The organism is Klebsiella sp. MISC125, assembly GCF_051131775.1.
GTDB lineage: Bacteria > Pseudomonadota > Gammaproteobacteria > Enterobacterales > Enterobacteriaceae > Klebsiella.
The window spans coordinates 1,071,490-1,089,628 of sequence record NZ_CP180448.1; the positions used below are offsets into that span (position 1 = coordinate 1,071,490).

Annotated in this window: 16 protein-coding genes and 3 pseudogenes; 10 read left to right on the forward strand and 9 right to left on the reverse strand. The window is 50.3% G+C overall.

The genetic code is table 11. The features are described from left to right. Nucleotides 1-8: 8 nt before the first annotated feature. The 3 genes from ACMYSL_RS05110 (at nt 9) to pntB (ending at nt 3,879) form a co-directional block, all read left to right on the forward strand. Entirely contained in the window at nt 9-869 is an 861-nt protein-coding gene (locus tag ACMYSL_RS05110; RefSeq protein WP_171016400.1) for a 3-keto-5-aminohexanoate cleavage protein, read from the forward strand. Nucleotides 870-954: 85 nt separating this feature from the next. Next, a complete protein-coding gene (gene pntA, locus ACMYSL_RS05115; RefSeq protein WP_136455108.1) occupies nt 955-2,481 on the forward strand; it encodes a Re/Si-specific NAD(P)(+) transhydrogenase subunit alpha in 1,527 nt (508 codons plus the stop codon). Between the two features lie 9 nt (nt 2,482-2,490). Beyond that, nucleotides 2,491-3,879, forward strand: a complete 1,389-nt coding sequence (gene pntB / locus ACMYSL_RS05120) for a Re/Si-specific NAD(P)(+) transhydrogenase subunit beta (RefSeq protein ID WP_136455106.1) — start codon at nt 2,491-2,493, stop codon at nt 3,877-3,879. A 371-nt stretch (nt 3,880-4,250) separates the two neighbouring features. Here the strand turns inward: pntB and ACMYSL_RS05125 are convergent, their stop codons facing one another. After that, on the reverse strand, nt 4,251-4,460 hold the full coding sequence (locus ACMYSL_RS05125; RefSeq protein WP_138110312.1) for a helix-turn-helix transcriptional regulator: 210 nt from the start codon (nt 4,458-4,460) through the stop codon (nt 4,251-4,253). Between the two features lie 107 nt (nt 4,461-4,567). Then, nucleotides 4,568-5,146 (reverse strand): YagK/YfjJ domain-containing protein, encoded by a 579-nt coding sequence (locus tag ACMYSL_RS05130; RefSeq protein WP_138110049.1) that lies wholly within the window; start codon nt 5,144-5,146, stop codon nt 4,568-4,570. A gap of 416 nt (nt 5,147-5,562) precedes the next feature. Here ACMYSL_RS05130 and ACMYSL_RS05135 point away from each other — a divergent pair, with 416 nt between their 5' ends. Then, the gene (locus ACMYSL_RS05135) at nt 5,563-6,480 is read left to right on the forward strand and encodes a hypothetical protein (protein ID WP_103848019.1); all 918 of its coding nucleotides are present in this window, start codon (nt 5,563-5,565) and stop codon (nt 6,478-6,480) included. A 333-nt stretch (nt 6,481-6,813) separates the two neighbouring features. Here ACMYSL_RS05135 and ACMYSL_RS05140 read toward each other — a convergent pair whose 3' ends face one another. The 5 genes from ACMYSL_RS05140 to ACMYSL_RS05160 all read right to left on the reverse strand — a co-directional run bounded on the left by ACMYSL_RS05140 (nt 6,814) and on the right by ACMYSL_RS05160 (nt 11,280). After that, nucleotides 6,814-7,578 carry an NADPH-dependent F420 reductase gene (locus tag ACMYSL_RS05140; protein WP_193937842.1) on the reverse strand — a complete coding sequence of 255 codons (765 nt, stop codon included), beginning with the start codon at nt 7,576-7,578 and terminating at the stop codon, nt 6,814-6,816. 103 nt (nt 7,579-7,681) lie between these two features. Next, the gene (locus ACMYSL_RS05145) at nt 7,682-8,425 is read right to left on the reverse strand and encodes an NADPH-dependent F420 reductase (RefSeq protein WP_434661611.1); all 744 of its coding nucleotides are present in this window, start codon (nt 8,423-8,425) and stop codon (nt 7,682-7,684) included. A gap of 34 nt (nt 8,426-8,459) precedes the next feature. Further along, complete coding sequence (locus tag ACMYSL_RS05150; RefSeq protein WP_224257214.1) at nt 8,460-8,816, reverse strand: MarR family winged helix-turn-helix transcriptional regulator; 357 nt, start codon at nt 8,814-8,816, stop codon at nt 8,460-8,462. Nucleotides 8,817-9,247: 431 nt separating this feature from the next. Next, a complete protein-coding gene (locus ACMYSL_RS05155) occupies nt 9,248-10,240 on the reverse strand; it encodes a zinc-dependent alcohol dehydrogenase family protein (protein WP_138110051.1) in 993 nt (330 codons plus the stop codon). Between the two features lie 149 nt (nt 10,241-10,389). Continuing rightward, nucleotides 10,390-11,280 carry a LysR family transcriptional regulator gene (locus ACMYSL_RS05160; protein WP_138110318.1) on the reverse strand — a complete coding sequence of 297 codons (891 nt, stop codon included), beginning with the start codon at nt 11,278-11,280 and terminating at the stop codon, nt 10,390-10,392. A gap of 182 nt (nt 11,281-11,462) precedes the next feature. Here ACMYSL_RS05160 and ACMYSL_RS05165 point away from each other — a divergent pair. After that, nucleotides 11,463-11,702, forward strand: a pseudogene (locus tag ACMYSL_RS05165) (IS30 family transposase); the annotation flags it as partial. A 94-nt stretch (nt 11,703-11,796) separates the two neighbouring features. Here ACMYSL_RS05165 and ACMYSL_RS05170 read toward each other — a convergent pair. Continuing rightward, nucleotides 11,797-12,593, reverse strand: a pseudogene (locus ACMYSL_RS05170) (PhzF family phenazine biosynthesis protein). 451 nt (nt 12,594-13,044) lie between these two features. Between ACMYSL_RS05170 and ACMYSL_RS05175 the strand changes: the two are divergent. The 5 genes and pseudogenes from ACMYSL_RS05175 to ACMYSL_RS05195 all read left to right on the forward strand — a co-directional run. Further along, nucleotides 13,045-13,920: a GTPase family protein gene (locus ACMYSL_RS05175; RefSeq protein WP_434661613.1), complete on the forward strand. Its 876-nt coding sequence runs from the start codon at nt 13,045-13,047 to the stop codon at nt 13,918-13,920. Nucleotides 13,921-14,163: 243 nt separating this feature from the next. Next, entirely contained in the window at nt 14,164-14,886 is a 723-nt protein-coding gene (locus tag ACMYSL_RS05180) for a helix-turn-helix transcriptional regulator (protein WP_138110053.1), read from the forward strand. A 29-nt stretch (nt 14,887-14,915) separates the two neighbouring features. Next, nucleotides 14,916-15,368 carry a hypothetical protein gene (locus tag ACMYSL_RS05185; RefSeq protein ID WP_138110054.1) on the forward strand — a complete coding sequence of 151 codons (453 nt, stop codon included), beginning with the start codon at nt 14,916-14,918 and terminating at the stop codon, nt 15,366-15,368. Nucleotides 15,369-15,439: 71 nt separating this feature from the next. After that, nucleotides 15,440-15,913, forward strand: coding sequence for a hypothetical protein (locus tag ACMYSL_RS05190; protein WP_138110055.1), 474 nt, complete (start codon nt 15,440-15,442; stop codon nt 15,911-15,913). Between the two features lie 119 nt (nt 15,914-16,032). Then, nucleotides 16,033-16,161, forward strand: a pseudogene (locus ACMYSL_RS05195) (DUF932 domain-containing protein); the annotation flags it as partial. Between the two features lie 81 nt (nt 16,162-16,242). Here the strand turns inward: ACMYSL_RS05195 and ltrA are convergent. After that, nucleotides 16,243-17,943: a group II intron reverse transcriptase/maturase gene (gene ltrA / locus ACMYSL_RS05200; protein WP_434659184.1), complete on the reverse strand. Its 1,701-nt coding sequence runs from the start codon at nt 17,941-17,943 to the stop codon at nt 16,243-16,245. Nucleotides 17,944-18,139 lie beyond the last annotated feature (196 nt).

Consider the following 18,139-nt stretch of genomic DNA (forward strand, 5'->3'; position numbering starts at 1 on the left):
AGTTAATTATGTCTGTAGAAAACCGCGTTATTCTGACCGTCGCCTGCACCGGGGCCTGGCCACAGAAGAGCGACACCCCGTATATTCCGCTCACACCGCAGGAGCAGGCCGATGAAATCGTCCGCTGCTGCGAGGCCGGAGCCTCCATTGCTCACATTCATGTGCGTGATGAGGAAAGTCAGGCTTCGATGGATTTCGATCAATTCGCCGAGACCGTGCGCCTGGTACGTGCGCGTTGCGATATCGTCATTAATCTGACGACCTCCGGCGGACTTGGACTGAGCGACGAAATTCGCATGAAGCCATTCCAGTTATTGCGGCCCGAAATGGGCTCTTTCGATGCCGGAACTATGAACTGGGCCCACTCAACAATATTCGAAAATAGCCCGCGCTTTCTGGAGAAACTCGCTGTCAGCATGAACGAGTGCCAGGTGAAGCCGGAGTTTGAAATCTTCGATGCCGGGATGATTTACAACGTCCTGTACTACATGAAGAAAGGGCTGATCGAGGGGAATCCACACTTTCAGTTTGTCCTCGGTGCACCGGGAGGAATGACGGCGGAAGTGCGTAACCTGATGTTCTTGCTCGATACCTGCAAACAGCATTTAGGAGATAATTTCACCTGGTCGGCGTTGGGCATTGGTCGCGGTCACCTGCCGATTGTCCTCGCCGCGCTGGCGCTGGGGGGTAACGTTCGGGTTGGCATGGAAGACAACATTCTCTATCGCAAAGGTGAACTGGCGCAATCCAATACCTGGTTCGTTGAGCGCGTTAAGCGGCTGGCGGCGGAAGTGGATAAAACCATCGCCACGCCGGATGAGACCCGCGCCATGCTTGGCCTGATACGACAGCAGCTAGTTAGCGCCTGATTACGCAGCTTCTTACAGAATGTCGATCGCCTCTCTTTATGTGCAGGCGATCGCTTTCGATCGATATCTGAACGAGAACCCTTATATGAATATTTCGATTCCCCGGGAACAGCTGGCGGGTGAGACGCGGGTCGCCGCCACACCCGCTACCGTTGAACAGATGCTGAAGCTGGGCTTTACGATCTCCATCGCCCGCGGCGCGGGTGCAGCGGCAAATATTACTGATGATGCATGGCAGACCGCAGGTGCAACGCTGTGTTCGCAGGATGAGGTCTGGCAGAGCGATATTATCCTGAAAGTTAATGCGCCTCTTGCGGATGAAATTCCTCTTTTGCGCCCAGGCTGCACGTTAATCAGTTTCATCTGGCCTGCACAGAACCCCGAGCTAATGGCGAAACTCGCCGCCCGCGGGGTGACGGTGATGGCAATGGATGCCGTACCGCGCATTTCTCGTGCCCAGTCGCTGGACGCCTTAAGCTCAATGGCTAATATTGCCGGATACAGGGCAGTAGTGGAAGCTGCTCACCAGTTTGGTCGTTTCTTTACTGGACAGATCACTGCTGCCGGTAAAGTTCCACCGGCGAAAGTGCTGGTCATTGGCGCAGGCGTTGCCGGGCTGTCGGCAATTGGCGCCGCCAGCAGCCTCGGCGCCATTGTACGCGCCTTCGATACCCGCCCGGAAGTCAAAGAACAGATCCAAAGCATGGGCGCGGAGTTTCTGGAACTTAATTTTGAAGAACAGAGCGGCAGCGGGGATGGTTATGCCCGTCAGATGTCTGCCGAGTTTATTGAGGCAGAAATGGCCCTGTTCGCCGCTCAGGCCAGAGAGGTCGATATTATTATCACTACCGCACTCATTCCCGGGAAACCTGCGCCGCGGCTTATCACCCGCGAGATGGTCGCCAGCATGAAACCCGGCAGCGTTATCGTCGACCTTGCCGCTCAGACCGGCGGCAACTGTGAGCTGACGGTACAGGGCAAATGTATCACCAGCGATGATGGCGTAAAGATCATCGGCTATACCGACCTGCCAGCACGGCTGGCGGCCCAGTCATCCCAGCTTTACGGCACCAATTTGGTCAATCTGCTGAAGCTTTTGTGTAAAGAAAAAGACGGCAATATCGTCATCGATTTTAATGATGTCGTTATCCGCGGCGTAACTGTGGTTCGGGAGGGGGAAATCACCTGGCCTGCGCCGCCAATTCAGGTTTCGGCCCAGCCGCAGCAGCCTAAGACCGTACCAACCGAGACGGTAAAAAACGCACCCGCTTCACCGTGGCGTCCATACCTTTTTCTGGCGCTGGTTATTGCACTATTTGGCTGGCTTGCGCATCGCGCACCGGCGGACTTCCTTGCCCATTTTACCGTCTTTGCCCTCTCGTGCGTGGTGGGCTATTACGTGGTGTGGAACGTCAATCACTCCCTGCATACGCCGTTGATGTCGGTCACCAATGCGGTATCGGGGATCATTATCGTCGGCGCGGTCCTGCAAATTGGCCTTGGAGGCTGGATCTCCGTACTGGCTTTTATCGCCGTTTTTATCGCCAGCATTAATATCTTCGGCGGTTTTTACGTTACCCGTCGCATGCTGAAAATGTTCCGCAGAAACTAAGGAGTTGTTATGTCTGGAGGTCTTGTTACTGCGGCTTACATTATTGCCGCGCTGTTGTTTATTTTTAGCCTTGCAGGCTTATCGAAGCATGAGACGTCGCGAGCAGGGATCGTTTTCGGCATCGCCGGGATGGCAATTGCGCTGGCGGCGACTATCCTCGGTCCCCAGGCAGCCAATCTTGCATGGATCCTGGTAGCGATGATGGCAGGTGGTGGCATCGGTATCTTTCTCGCGCAGCGGGTGGAAATGACCGAAATGCCGGAGCTGGTGGCGATTCTGCACAGCTTTGTCGGCCTCGCGGCTGTGCTGGTGGGTATTAATAGCTACCTTGACCACGCGCCGCTCGATGACACGGCCATGAAGGTTATCCATCTTGTGGAGGTCTTTTTGGGGATCTTCATTGGAGCCATAACCTTTACCGGTTCGGTAGTGGCGTTCGGTAAGCTGCGCGGGATCTTTGCGTCAAAACCGCTAATGTTGCCAGGCCGACACGGTATGAATCTCGCGGCTCTGCTGGTCTCTTTTACCTTAATGATCGTATTCGTGTGCAGCAATAACCTGCTGTGGCAGAGTCTGGCATTAAGTGTTATGACGCTAATTGCACTGGCGTTTGGCTGGCATCTTGTTGCTTCAATCGGCGGCGCAGATATGCCGGTGGTTGTCTCAATGCTCAACTCCTATTCCGGCTGGGCAGCGGCGGCGGCAGGTTTTATGCTCAGTAACGACCTGCTAATCGTGACCGGTGCGCTGGTTGGCTCTTCAGGGGCCATCCTTTCTTACATTATGTGTAAGGCCATGAATCGCGCGTTTATCAGCGTCATCGCCGGCGGCTTTGGCAGCGAGGGTGCGGCATCTGACGGTAGTGCCCCACAGGGCGAACATCGTGAATGCAGCGCTGCGGAGGTAGCGGAAGCGCTGAAAAACGCCCGTTCAGTCATTATTACCCCCGGCTACGGGCTGGCAGTAGCCCAGGCGCAATATCCTGTACAGGAATTGACCAGTCGGCTGATTGCGCTAGGCGTAAAGGTACGATTCGGTATCCATCCAGTAGCCGGGCGTTTACCGGGACATATGAACGTGCTGCTGGCGGAAGCAAAAGTCTCCTACGATATAGTGCTGGAGATGGAAGAGATTAATGACGACTTCAGTGCTACCGACGTGGTGCTGGTCATCGGCGCCAATGACACCGTTAACCCTGCTGCACAGGAAGATCCCGGAAGCCCCATCGCAGGCATGCCGGTACTGGAAGTGTGGAAAGCACAGCAGGTGGTGGTGTTCAAACGTTCGATGAATACTGGCTACGCAGGCGTACAGAACCCCCTGTTCTTTAAAGAAAACACCACCATGCTGTTTGGTGATGCAAAAGCGAGCGTAGAGGCGATACTTGCGCAGCTCTAATTAATTGATTAGACGTACCGGATGAATTGCAGAGGGTGATGGAAGAGTACATCACCTCCTGAAATTTTGCTCGAGTCAGAATCAGAGTATTACATTGAGTATCAACACTGTTCGCTCAGCGCAGGATAGTTCTGGCACATTGTTAAAAAATAAGAAGCTCACCCCGAGGTAATATATGTCGGTATGACAGATCTTTAACATAGTAATGGATAGGCCAGGGATAAGGTGGGCTCCTGCTTTTCAGATTCTGAACTGAGAGCCGTCGCGATTATGTTATTATAAATAATATCGCGTGAATTATTTTAGGACTGAACTCTACTTTAAACGATGGGGATATTGGGAAAGGAGTAGCTCAGAAAGAGTAGGCTATATCAGTGGCCACGTGAATCGGCAATGCGTTGCTGTAACCATAATTCGACTTCACTTTTCTTCCAGCGGGAACTGCGACCTAGTTTAATGGGCTTTGGGAATTGGCCATCTTTTATAAGCTTGTAGAACCACTTATCTGTCAGCCCCGTTAGCTTCGTGATGAAGCGCATATCCACCAGTTGGTCATCAAGCAAAGAAATTTGTTCTGTCATGATGCTGTCTTCCATTATGGGATTATCCTGAGCTGGTGGGTGATTGCTCGTTACCACCAGCCCTTCCACATCAATGGATTGATACGTAAAAAAGTGCAGAACGTGAGTTACAGCGTGCGAGGACGCCCCAGTCCGCTGGGCGGCGGTACCTCACTGGCTCCGTAGTGATAGTGACCGTACTTTTGCTCTTCTTTGGCAAGGTAGCTGATGATGTAGCGCAGGTTATCGATGGCTTCGGTATCACCGTAGTTCACCGGCTTATCAATACTGACGTCATAAGTAGGTTTGTATTCGCAGCGGTTGTAATAGCCTTCTCGTTGCGTTATTTCCCGCCATATTGTTCCTGCTCGCTCTGCTATTGGGTAGGTAGCCTGGTTAAGGTGCCTGTCGAGATAGAACACGATATGGGCATGGCATCCGTGGTCTGCAGAACTCTCCAGCACCCAGAAATACCCTGACAGATTTGTGTGCTGCAGGGTGCGTTCAACCAGCATGCGCACCTCTCGCTCGGTTTCATTCCATGAATGACGTTTATAGCGCTCTGTACCTTTCTGATAGAACAGATCGAGTCTGAGTGCCTGTATTCGGGAGTACCGGTTCAGTAGCTGATTCAGGTGGTCATTGATCAGAGACAGTAGAAACCAGTTCATTGTGTATCTGGAATTAAAAGGGTAAGGTGTGTGCATTGATTTATCCTTTGTCAGGTGGAGTACAAAGGATTGGGATGAGATGTAATTTTTAAGAGAAGCAGGGATACGGCAGATACAGGTAATGGTGTGTCTGGGGGAATACAGGCAGGATTGTTTGTTGGGGGGAAGGAGCTATGAACAGGGTGGTATAGAAACAGGGAGTGCCCCTTAATTATACTAAAAACCCAAATGTTCATATCTGCTGGTGAACGATTCTAATGAGGTGAACAGAGGAGGATCCTAGAGTAAAAATCACAGGAATAACGCAGTAAAACGTCAGAGTATTATCACAATAAAATCAGTAATATATCAGTTAAAAATCAGTCATCCTTCAGGTCTGTGACCCGACTCCACCAACCAAAAAGGTACTCATGCTAATCTGTTTTTGGGAGTCAGAAACAGAGGGAAAGGCGATGTTGCATTACGATATGATCCGCTGCGAGATAATGTACCTAAAAATGTTGGATAGCTTTTTCAATACAGATCACTCGTTACTGTGCAGTACTTATGATACGCCGGATCAGTTTCGACATTTGATCTCTCAGATCCTTGAACGACATTTCCTAGGCGATCAGGACAGGATCAAAGTTGGCCGGAAAACGCTTAAAGAATGGGCTGAGCTGCTACTAATTGATAAAGATTATTTTGATTGTTTCAAAGGTACACCAAGAGCATCGTGGTTTGCTCACCATTATATTTTTGAATATCCAGTATTACCTGTAGGGTTGACACTTGGTGGGCTGGGGAATGGCTTCGATTGTTCAGCTGGTTTTAATTCTCTTTTAATGGACGATAATATCTTCACAAATCTTGATTTCTCTAATTTGAATATTGATTTGGACGATATTGATTGGGATCTGATAACTAATCCACAGGCTACTGCTTCGAAAAAATCGAAACGTGTTTTCTCCCGATTTTATCTGAACGCGGGAGCAAGTACCTATCTGTACAACCCCACTCCGGTAACTGAGCGTGAACTGATCAACGGTATAATGAGGTACATTGATGAAGCTCCATGCTCACTTGGAGATAAGATCTCTTATTTCAAAAAACTGCATGAGCGCTGGCTTGAGCAATACAATTTTTTTCTGACAGATTTTGATTGGATGTCGCGTGATGATGAAACTCAGTTAGTATATCTCTGGGACTATCTGAAAGGAAAAGGACGAATAGCGGGCTATCTTCGCCCTTATAATACGTCTATGCGTTATGACATGATTATTGCGGCTATAGATGTGTGGAACGTCCAGCCTGAAGAGAAGCTGGAGTTTATTGAGAAAATGAAACATGCCTGGCAGTCATCAAAATCTTATCGGCGATCTGCTAAATAGCGTTGTGATCCCAGTGGTTTCTTCGTCTGATTTCTCAGTATTGTTATGAATCTTAATCGACCAAGGTTCTATAGCTAGCTGTCTCTCTTTTGTCCCGTTACGTACAGATCACCATAGCCGAGGCATGGAAGTTAGAACTTTTACTTCTGGCTCGAAGCGTACAAGCTGACTGAGCTGAAGGTCCGCTGTGAGCGAAAAGCAGTCATTTGGAACGCAAAGGTTCGCAGGTTGAATACCGGGCTTAACTAACCTGCCCGGAATGCTTTAACATGAAGCCAGACAGGTTTTTTGAAGTCTGATTATCAAAGCGATTTGCAATTATTCATAATATATTCACATAAAGATTATGCGCGATAACCGGACGCCAAAATCAGCATCAGGATTGGTCTTGCTGTCACCGACGCGCTCCTGGATCACTGCAACAGAAAGGTCCCTTCTCACTGGTAAACGTGAGGCCTGTGCTGATGCCAGCGCAGCCGACATCTCGTCATGGTGCAGGTCTGTGCAGTAAACGGGTGCGCCCGGCTGCTGTCGCCAGGACAGGGCCAGCGTGCCGGCGTCATATCCATCAAAGCCGGTATCAGAGACCAGTTGCATTATCAATTTACGATCTGCCTCATTATCCCCGGCTACCGGTATGGCGATCCGGTCGGGGGCCCCGGGCTGCCTGTCTTTGGAGGCAAACGATCCGGAACCAATCGCATTCCAGGCCTTTATCACACCCCGGCCCAGCAGATCAGACACCCAGAGGCTTTCTGGCTGGCCAGCTTCGATTTCATCAATTTTCCCGTCCCGGTGGGGATAGTAGTTTGAGGTGTCTGCCACAATAACGCTGTCAGGAAGGTGCCGGATTACCGGGGCAATCTGAGGCAGGCGACTGAGCGGCATGGAAAGAATAATCACATCAACATCGCTGACCGCGTCTACCGCCTTTACAGGTGTTGCGCCTGTTGCCAGCGTTTCGGGAGCGATTGTCTCCGGGCCACGTGAGTTAGCTACTTTTACCTGATGTCCGGCTGCAGAGAGCCTGCGGGTCAGCGTTTTTCCTATATGGCCCGTGCCGAGAATGCCTATTTTGAGTGGGGAAGGATAAGTCATATTTTTCTCCTGAGTCATTGCATACCTGAGATGACCTCTGCCCAGCCATTAAATGGGCGTACCTGCCATTAATGAGACGGCTGCGCTCACGCTGCGTTTTTAATCAGCCCTGCTTTGACGTGACCGCCCGGTTACGGGCCACAATATGTTCATGGCTCAGGGGGGCACTGGCAGACATAAACTCCTGCATGAGGGCGTCGCGATTTAATTGAGCCTGTTTTTTATCTGCAGCCGTCAGGGCAAGCTTCAGTTCCGCAACGCTGAGTTCAGTGCAGTAGGCAGGCGAACCAGGCTGCTGACGCCATGATTCACTCAGGGAACCAGCATCAACAGCATCAAACCCTGTTTCGCTGACCAGTACCATGGCAACCCGTTTGGCTCTTTCGTCATCGCCTGCAACAGGGATCGCTATCCGGTCCGGGGCATTTTCCGGAAGACCCTTATCAGAGAGTGTCTTAGCCAGCAGGGCATTCCACGCCTTGATGACGGGATGGCCGAGGCGCGCGCTGGCCCAGACACTTTCAGGCATCCCGTTTTCAACCTCTGCAATAGACCCATCGCGGAACGGATAATAGTTGGATGTATCGATAACCGGCACGGTATCAGGCAGCGAGCTCAGTAGTCCGGCAAGGCTGTTGTGTGCGGTGAACGGGATGGCAAGAATAACAAGTTCAGCGTCCCTGAGGGCATCTTCACTCGTAACAGCGGTCGCGCCGGCCTTACGTGCGATATCAGCAATGGTTTCTGGGCCTTTGGAGTTAGCCAGTTTTACCGTGTAACCTGCTGCTGAAAGCTTTGTGGCCAGGGTGGCACCAATATTTCCTGCACCGATAATGCTAATGTTCATCTCTTTATTCCTCGTTGTACTGATAACTGATGGTTTATTCTGTCGCCGGGTGGGCAAAATCGTTAAGCGTGTCGCGTAGCTGAGCAAGCTCATCCTTACTGAGTCGGCAGGCCGAGCGGATTTTGTCTGTCACAGCCCAGAGTTCTTCGCGCAGCGCTTCTCCGCTTTCGGTAAGCGTCACCAGAACCCTGCGTTCGTCGCCCGGATCACGCTGACGGAATACCTTTCCCGAGGCTTCAAGCCGCTTCAGCAGAGGAGTGATTGTGCCAGTATCCATTCCAAGTCTACTGCCCAGCTCTCCCACCGACCGGGGCGTGCCGGCAAACAGCTCAAGCATGACCAGATACTGCGGAAAGGTCAGCCCAAGTGGGTCGAGAAAGGGCTTGTGCATACGGTTCATCCTGCCCGCGGCACCGTAAAGTGCGAATGACAGTTCAGTACCGATCTCACGTCGTTCTTTGTTAGTGGCCATATGTAATATATGTTGGTTGATAATCTAGTGTGCTAGATAAATTATGACATTTATTATTGCCCGGCAAAGAAAATTCACTTGGTAATTTGTGCGTTAACCCTTACCTGTATTGTTGCCCCTGTGTAACGCTTTGCAGCCCTGTGTGTATGGACATACGTCTGCTTCTGGCACAGGGCAGCCAGCAACAACGCTTTCTGACTGCTATGAGCGAGAAAAGCACATTTTATTTTCAGGTAGTGGAAATCGAAGCCAGTACCTGCCGCAGCCATAGTATCGAAACCACGAACAATAAAAAGCCTGGAAAATATCCAGGCTGCACCAGGCTCATTTATAAAATGCTGCGGTAAGGATTACTCAACGGTCACGACTATTTTGCCGACCTGGCCATTAGCCTCCATATAACGCTGGGCGTCTGCAATCTCTGCGAACGGGAACGTCTTATCGATGACTGGTTTCAGTTTGCCGGCTCGTAAACCCTCAGTGATGAACGATTTTGCGCGCGCCATTTTTTCAGAGTCCGTCGTGATTTCAAACAGCTCATATCCACGCAGAGTGAGATGCTTACCGAGAATATCAAATACAGGCACAAGCATGTCACGGCTGTCGAGTGCGCCATACTGGAAAAACATACCCTGTGGCACCATCGCCTGCGTCAGTTTTGCCACGTCCGGGCCCCCGACGGGATCAAAAACAATATGGGCACCTGCGCCATCTGTTGCACGATTGATTTCAGCAACCATATCCTGTTCCGCAGTAGCAATGACGGCGGCAGCACCGGCTTTCAGGAGCATTTCGCTTTTTTCAGAGGTCCGTGTGAGTGCAATTGGATTTGCACCCAGCATGTTAGCTATCTGTATGGCAGCCAGACCCACGCTGCTTGATGCTGCGCGGATCACGACATTCTGACCAGCCTGAAGGTTGCCATATTCAACCAGCGCACCATAGGCGGTGACATACATCATCCAGCTTGCAGCGGCCTCCTCAAAGGAAAGGTTTTCAGGATGCTTCACGACAGCGTGAACCGGTGCGTTGACCACTTCGCCGTACATGCCGTATTCATTAAACATAAATGAAGGGATCACGCTGACCAGATCTCCAGTGGTAAACTCATCAACATTCTCACCTACGGCCTGCACAACGCCGGCCGCTTCATAACCAAGACGTGCCGGAAATTCCGGCTCAATAACATACTGGCCGTTGCGGTACATGATTTCTGCACGGTTAATACCTATCGCATGTACGCGAATCTGCACTTCACCCGCTGTCGGCGCAGGCACCTGCACATCAACAACTTCCAGCACTTCCGGGCCACCGGTGCGGTTAAAGGTAATAACTTTAGACATATTCAGCTCTCTTCAGTTAACGGCACACCTTCAGAATAATGCCGAAGGGATACCCGAATCATTCGTGAACAATCTACGTTGTTACAAACACACCAGAAATAGCTGAGAGGGAACTTCTGTATTAATTATCCATTAATAATCTGCCTGGTTTACTGGATCTGCGTGGCCAGCAAATCACTGAACCAGTCGATAAAGACACGCACTTTTGGAGAAAGATAGCGCCTGTCCGGATACATCACTGACACGGGCTTTGACACCGACGGGTATTGCGGCAGAATTACTTCAAGAGCGCCGGAAGCAATATGCGGAGCAACGGCATCACAGGTGGCCTGGATAATGCCCAGACCAGCCAGAGCACAGGAAAGCAGAATATCGGAATTATCAACCAGCAGGCTGCCCGCAGGACGTAGCGAAACAATGCTCCCGTCTTCGATAAACTTCCATTCCATGACGTCACGACTGTGGTCGCTAAAAAAGTTAATAGCCTGATGTTTATCCAGATCGGCAAGTGTTTCTGGCCGCTCATGCCGCTGCAGGTAAGACGGGGCTGCACAGGTTATCATCCGGATGTCACCAAGACGTCTGGATATAAAACTTGAATCCTGAAGAGCGCCCAGGCGGACAAGGCAATCTACGCCTTCCGTAATCAAATCCGTTTTTTTATCCGATGAAACCAGCACAACTTCAATATCCGGATAAAGTGCCTGAAAATGCCTGAGATTAGGGATCAATATTGAATGCGCCAGCGCCAGGGGCACATCAAGTCTCAGGCGACCTCGCGGTGGAAGAGTCGGTGAAAAACTGGCCATCATGTCATTAACTTCGGCCAGAACATGCCTGGCATGATGATAGAACTCATCCCCTTCAGCAGTAACACTCAGCTTTCTGGTTGTGCGGTGAATGAGTTTTACACCCAGATCATGCTCTATCTGCTGTATCGCTTTGCTCACGGTGGGGCGATGGATCTGCAGTACATCTGCAGCCTTTGTGAAGCTCCCCTGCTCAACAACCTGTATGAAAATATTTAGGTATTCAATCATGTTGGTATGCACGCGATCACCTGTTTTGTAGGCTGTTTAAAACTGGCATTGTAAAGTAAACCATCCCATCGACATTATTTCTTTTCTTTCAGATAAGGGCTTCCAGGCTGCCACAATGTTCGCTTCTGGCTGTGAGTTCAATGGGGCGATGCAACGCTATCCTTAATCAAGGAGGGATTGCCATGAAACGAAGAACGCGTATTAATTACACGCCAGATCAGAAAGCGATTATCTGGGACAGATATAAGCAAGGTGATTCCCTGCAAGATATCGCCAGAATGTTCGACAGATATCATTCTTCTATTATGCCCACTATCCACCAGACTGGTGGATATCACCCCCTTGTCCGTAAGCGACATCCGTTAGCTCTTTCACTCGATGAAAGAGAGGAAATATCCAGAGCGCTGGTAGAAAAAATCACCCCAGAGCGTTTTAACCAATGTGTTGCATCCATCGGTTAAACTCACAGCGAAAAGTGGACGTTATACTTGAAAACTCATGACGATCGGTATTTCGCTATTCCTGGCGCAACAGTACTTTGCCAATCAGATAAGTTGCTGCTTGTCCGCTGATTAAAACGCGATCGCCCTCTAGCTGACAGCGTAAATCCCCGCCACGCTCCGCTCCCTGATGCGCCAGCATTTGTGTTTTCTTCAATTTTTCAGACCAATAAGGAATGAGCATACTATGCGTTGAACCTGTAACAGGGTCTTCTGCTACAGCATCCCCAGGGCAGAAAAAACGGCTGACAAAATCATATTCCCCTTCGCCCGCAGCGGTAATACACACCATTTTTCCCAGGGGGAGCATTGCATTGATATTCGGGCGTACAGCTTCTACCTGCTGTTGATTCTCCATCACGACCATGTAGTCGCGTGCCATACGCACTTCTTTGCACTCTGTGATGCCAAGCGCTTCCAGCAATAAGGCGGGTGGTATGACTGGCTCAGTTTCCCAGGAGGGAAAATCAAGCGTCATCCATTCACCGCTGCGTGTCACCATTAATGGGCAGACAAATCGAGTAGCAAAATGGATTGTTGTGCCTGAGTAGTCAAGATGTTCAAATATGACGTGTGCAGCAGCAAGCGTGGCATGCCCGCATAAGTTAATTTCCCCCAGAGTGGTAAACCAACGCAACTCAAAGCCATTATCATTTGCGACAAAAAATGCTGTTTCAGACTGGTTATGTTGCTGCGACATTTTAATAATGTCTCATCAGGCAACCATTCGGTAAGTGGACATACCGCAGCCGCATTGCCATCAAACGTGGTGGTGGTAAAGGCATCAATCATGTAAAAATCAATTTGTTGCATAGCGGTAACCTTTATTCGCTCTGGGGGACCCGCACTCTACCATGCCATTATGTAATCCGAATTTTTATTTACCCGACCCGCCTGCATGATAAGAGTCGTGACTAACTCAAAACAGTTGCGGCGCCACAGTCATCTCGGCGGCGTCAGTCCGGAGGCCTTTGAACAGCCCTCATCGTGAGGACAGAATTTGTCTGATGTCGTGGGGTCAGTCCATTGATCAGCCCATACAGTGAAGAAAGGGTATGTCTACTGAGGTGAGGTTAGTGCATTCCCGAAGTATGTTAATGTCCGCTGCTGACACCAAGCGGATATTGTACAATCCAATACTGCACAAGATCCTTTACGTGTTAATCTAAAATCCCAAATTATTTCAGACAGATATTATCTCAGTGAACCCCCGCCCTCCTGACTGGATCGCGGGGTTTTTAATTTTTCACGCTGAGACTACTGTATGAATAAACCTGATGGCCTTCATGCCCTTGAACAACCGCTCGCGTCGCTTCCGTACATGCTTCGCCAGCTTATTCTTGAACGTATCCAGAACCTGACCCACTACGAGCCGGTGATTGGCATCATGGGCAAAAGTGGTGCAGGTAAATCCTCTCTCTGCAACGAACTTTTCCGGGGCGAGGTGTCCCCGGTGAGTGACGTGAACGCCTGTACTCGCGACGTACTGCGTTTCCGGTTGCGCAGCGGTCGTCACAGTCTGGTGATTGTTGATTTACCGGGGGTAGGTGAAAACGGGCGACGGGATCATGAATACCGGGCCCTGTACCGTCGTATGCTGCCGGAGCTGGACCTGGTGCTGTGGGTCATTAAGGCCGATGATCGGGCACTGATCGTGGACGAGCAGTTCTGGCACGAAGTGATGCAATCTTACAGGCAAAAGGTGCTGTTTGTGATTAACCAGGCCGACAAAATCGAACCCTGTCATGAATGGGATACCCTCACCAGCAAACCTTCGCCGCACCAACAGGGAAATCTTAAAGCGAAGCAGGCTGCGATTATGGCGATGTTCAAACCGCATCATCCGGTCTGTGTGGTGTTCGCCAGCACTGGATGGGGCATTGAGGAGATGGTGGCAGCCATGATGCGCTGTCTGCCTGACCGCGCCACCAGCCCGGTAGTGACACAACTGCACGGGAGACTCTGCACAGAGCCGGTAAAGTCGCAGGCCCGTGACAGTTTCGGTGAAGCTGTGTGCCGGGTTTTCGATTCCGCAGAATCATCTTCGTTCCTGTCTGCATCGCTGAAAACGGTGATTCGTAGCGTGCGTGATGCGGTGGTATCGGTCGCACGGGCCGTCTGGGACTGGATATTCTTCTGATATCGAAATTTTCTCTGCGAATGATGAACTGGTTGTTAATGATTTGTTGATTGTGGACACGTCCTTTCCATTGCGTTTTATCATCAACTAAATCAGGCGAAGCATCATTATCTGTCAGACGAGCGCTCACAAGGCCGGGCTGCTCATAAAAAATAGTTCCGATGTTGTCCATACCCTGTCCACCCCTTCCTTTAAAGTAATCATTATTAATTCAGAGAGTTAACTTCTCAGGAGAAATCTTTCATGACGCTTCAGGAGCGGCGACATGACCGGCTTGCCGTCAGGTTGTCGTTGATTATCAGCCGCCTGGTGTCCGGTGAAACTCTGTTCATTCGCAAACTGGCAACTGAATTCGGGGTGTCAGAGCGCACGCTGCGTCGTGACTTTCGGGAACGTCTGATGTATCTCGACCTGGATTACTACCAGGGACAATGCAGTCTGCGTTCAGATATTCACAGTACGCGGCAGGAAATAGATATTCTGACCTTTGCTCACCGCACGGGGCTGGCCGGGGTTTTCCCGGGCTTTGACCGGCGACTGGTCAGCAGCCTGCTGGACTGTGATGATCGACCCTGTCTGGTATGGCATCAGGACAGACCTCATCCCCCGGCAGGAAAACTCTGCTTCTACAGGCTGGTCAGAGCTATTTCGGGATGTCAGCGCATCACCATTCTGACTGAAGGGGATCGTCATGAGGCCGTTGCACCTTACCGGCTAATCGCTCTGGACGGTTACTGGTATCTGGTCGCTGAACATAACAGGCAATTACGTGTCTTCCGGCTGGATGAGATTCATCTGGTAAGGCCATCCCGGGAAACATTTATTCGCAGTGAGCTTCTCTATCAGCTGTCGGAAGATAAACATTTTATCTCTGCCTTACCTCATTTCCGTTTTATTCAGCAGTCGCTGAATTCATTTTCTCCATCAGAAAGTCGGGGGCAATCCGGACACACTGATAAGAGATAGTCTCCATAATTAAATGTAAGGTTAATCTAATGAAAAAATTGAAATTGTTTTCTTTACTGCCAGTCATGTTGTTCCCCCTGCTTATCGCAGGTAATTCTCACGCAGCACGTCCTTATAGCGGGTTCCTGCCTGCGGCAGTGAATAATAAGAGTGGGAATATATTCTGGTGTGATGCCCACCGACAGGTCAGAAAACTGTGCACAGCGACGGAAGTGGATTCAATGGGATGGTTTATTGTTGTTCGCTCGAAACCTTCCAGAGATTGTCCGGGTGGCATATGGGGGTGGATCACTCCCAGTAAAGACGATGTGGCAACAGGCTATACCATTACGCCTGGTAAAGAATTCAATCTCACCATGAAGGATATGTGCAGTCCGGATATGAAAGTAACGTTCCGCACGAATAAAAAGGACCCTCGTTATGACGATCTCGTCGGGATTTATGCCGGAAAAGAAGCGTTTCGCTACAAACAAATAAAATAATCCAACTGTTTTTTCATTACTTTATTGTTTTGAACAACAAAAGCTTTATTACATGATTTGAGGACAACATTATGCGACTGCCTTACGTAATATTTACATTAGCTATGCTGGCTTCTGTATCAACAGCACAGGCTATTCCCAATATGTGGACGAGTGGTTTTGGGATGGGCGTGACCGAATATATCATTACCAGCCCGGAGAAGGTGGTGTTTAATCTGAACTGTACTGGCAATCCGGATGCGCAGAATATTCTGCAACACGGTGTTGATCTCACCCTGCCTGATGGAACATCAGTAAGTTCTCATGACGACGGGACGGAAATAACGGTCGTCATGGATAACAGTCAGTATCCGTTACCTTCTTCCCTCGGCTGGCGAAACGGTGACAATGCCTGGGTGTCATTTATTGACGCGCTGGGTCAGTCGTCTAATTTCGATGTTTACGTCAACAATAACAAAGTCGGCTCCTTTAGTCCGGGTCTGAAGAATACGCAAAAAGAGCTGTCTGACCTCAGTGAGTGCCGGACCACACACTACAGCGATTAGTTACTTACATTTCAGTCCTCTCCACCTCGCAACACACCAGCACCAGATAGCAACAGGCCATGCTCCTTCGGGAACATGGCCTTTTTGTTTTTATTTCATTATCAGATAAGGAGTTAGCTATGCGATTAGCCAGCCGCTTTGGTCGTATAAACCAGATACGCCGTGACCGGCCTCTGACCCACGAAGAGCTGATGAGTCATGTCCCCAGTGTGTTCGGGAGTGACAAGCATGAATCTCGTTCAGACAGGTCGGGTAAGGACACGGTGTTACCACCGCATCCTCCCCTAAGAACCGTGCTTGCGAGTTTCCCCGCACACGGCTCAAGCCTTTCAAAGCCCCACTGGAGGAGCCGGTTTCACCACTTTGAATCGGCGTGCGCGGGCTATCTGGTAGCAGTCTGGATGTAACATTATCAGATTACTGTTGGTATCTCGCCCACCGTCGATCGTTCGTTTCACGTGGAAGAGACGCCACCCAGTAGATTCTCCGATCATCTGTTGGCAGACAGGGCAATGTCGTTCCTGAGCCAACCATATTCGAATCAGCCGGGTTCGTCCCTTGATTGACCTCTGCATTGCAAGGGCCAATCGCTCTTCGAAGTAGATTTCCCATTTAGGATCAAATGGATTGGCATCAGAACGGATTTTCCTGTGCCGCCTGATCGGCGTACTGTCAATGTTGTAAAGCTCCAGAAGCTCGGGGACTCCAGTTTGGAGTATCCTGCCGGTTTCCGTGGCAAAGACCCAGTGCCGGGATCCAATGATTCGGAAGTACTTCCTCCTAATCCACCCAGTTCCCTTGTGGGGATGCCGACGTTTTACCCAGCGCCACAGGCTATGCCATATCGCGCAACTGACCTTACTTAATGTTTGTTTCGCCACAACATGCCGATAGTAATTTGCCCATCCACGTAACATCGGGTTGAGTTTCTTTATCAGTGTATCGTGTCGCACCATTGCATTACCCTTAATCACTCCCCTTACTTTGCGCAGGAAACGTTGGACACTTACAGGAGCTGGCTTGATTAACAGTTTGCCCCCATATTTGCGTACGTTCATGCCGAGGAAGTCGAATCCATCGCTGATATGTGTGATCCTGGTCTTTTCTGGTGACATCGAGAGACCTCGCTCCGCCAAAAACTGCTCGACCATAGGGATAACTTCTTCTGCCAGCATTTCACGTGTCACACCGGTTATGATGAAGTCGTCTGCATATCGAACAATATTGACCTTTGACGGATTGCGGGTACTCCTGCGATATTTAAGTCGCAGCAAGTGTTCTAATCCATCAAGAGTCATATTCATCAACGTTGGCGATATGATCCCCCCTTGGGGTGTGCCCGCCGCTGTTGGATAAAGGACACTATGGTGAAAGTAGCCAGCTTTCAGCCACATTCGCAAGATCGCCTTGTCCATCGGGATATTGGTGACCAGCCAGTCGTGCGATATTTCGTCAAAGCAGCTACGGATGTCAGCTTCAAGGATCCATTCCGCACAATCGGTGTGTGAAAGAGCCTTGAAGCACTGTTCAATTGCATCAGCCGTTGATCGGGCAGACCTGAACCCATATGAGTTCGGGTCTGCGGTTGTTTCGGCTATCGGTTCCAAAGCGAGCAAATGCAATGCCTGCTGCGCCCGGTCGATCATGCAGGGAATGCCCAGTGCCCGCTGCTTCCCGTTGGCTTTTGGGATGTAAATCCGCCTCAGTGGCTGAGGACGATAGCCCCTTCGCCTGAGTGATAATACTGCTTTGAGCTTGATCTTCGGCGTAGACCACGTAATCCCATCCACGCCAGAAGTTCGTTTGCCGCGATTCTCTGTCACTCGCTTAACGGCGAGAGCTTTGCCGCTGAACGAGTGGGTGAGCAGCCATTGCAGGGCTTTCACTCTGCCATGTCTGCCTTCCTGCGTTGCCTTCACGATACGTGCCTGAAGCCTTCTGACCTCGCGGTGGCATCTTGCCCAGTCAATACTGTGCCAGTGCGTCGCCTGATCGGAGAGTGCACCAGAGCTATTTAGCTGCGCCGTCATTTGCTTTCCCTCCTTTAAAGGTTCGCCAGACTCTCTCGTGATGAAAGACCAGACTGAAGTTTGCCCGCTTTCGCGTGAGGTAATGTTGCCTATCGACGCAACCTCTATCCATTCCATTACAGAATGGCCTTCGCTTTCTCAGTCCTCCTCTATCCGCACCGCCAACGGTTTCCCTTACGAGGCCCCTGCCCAACCG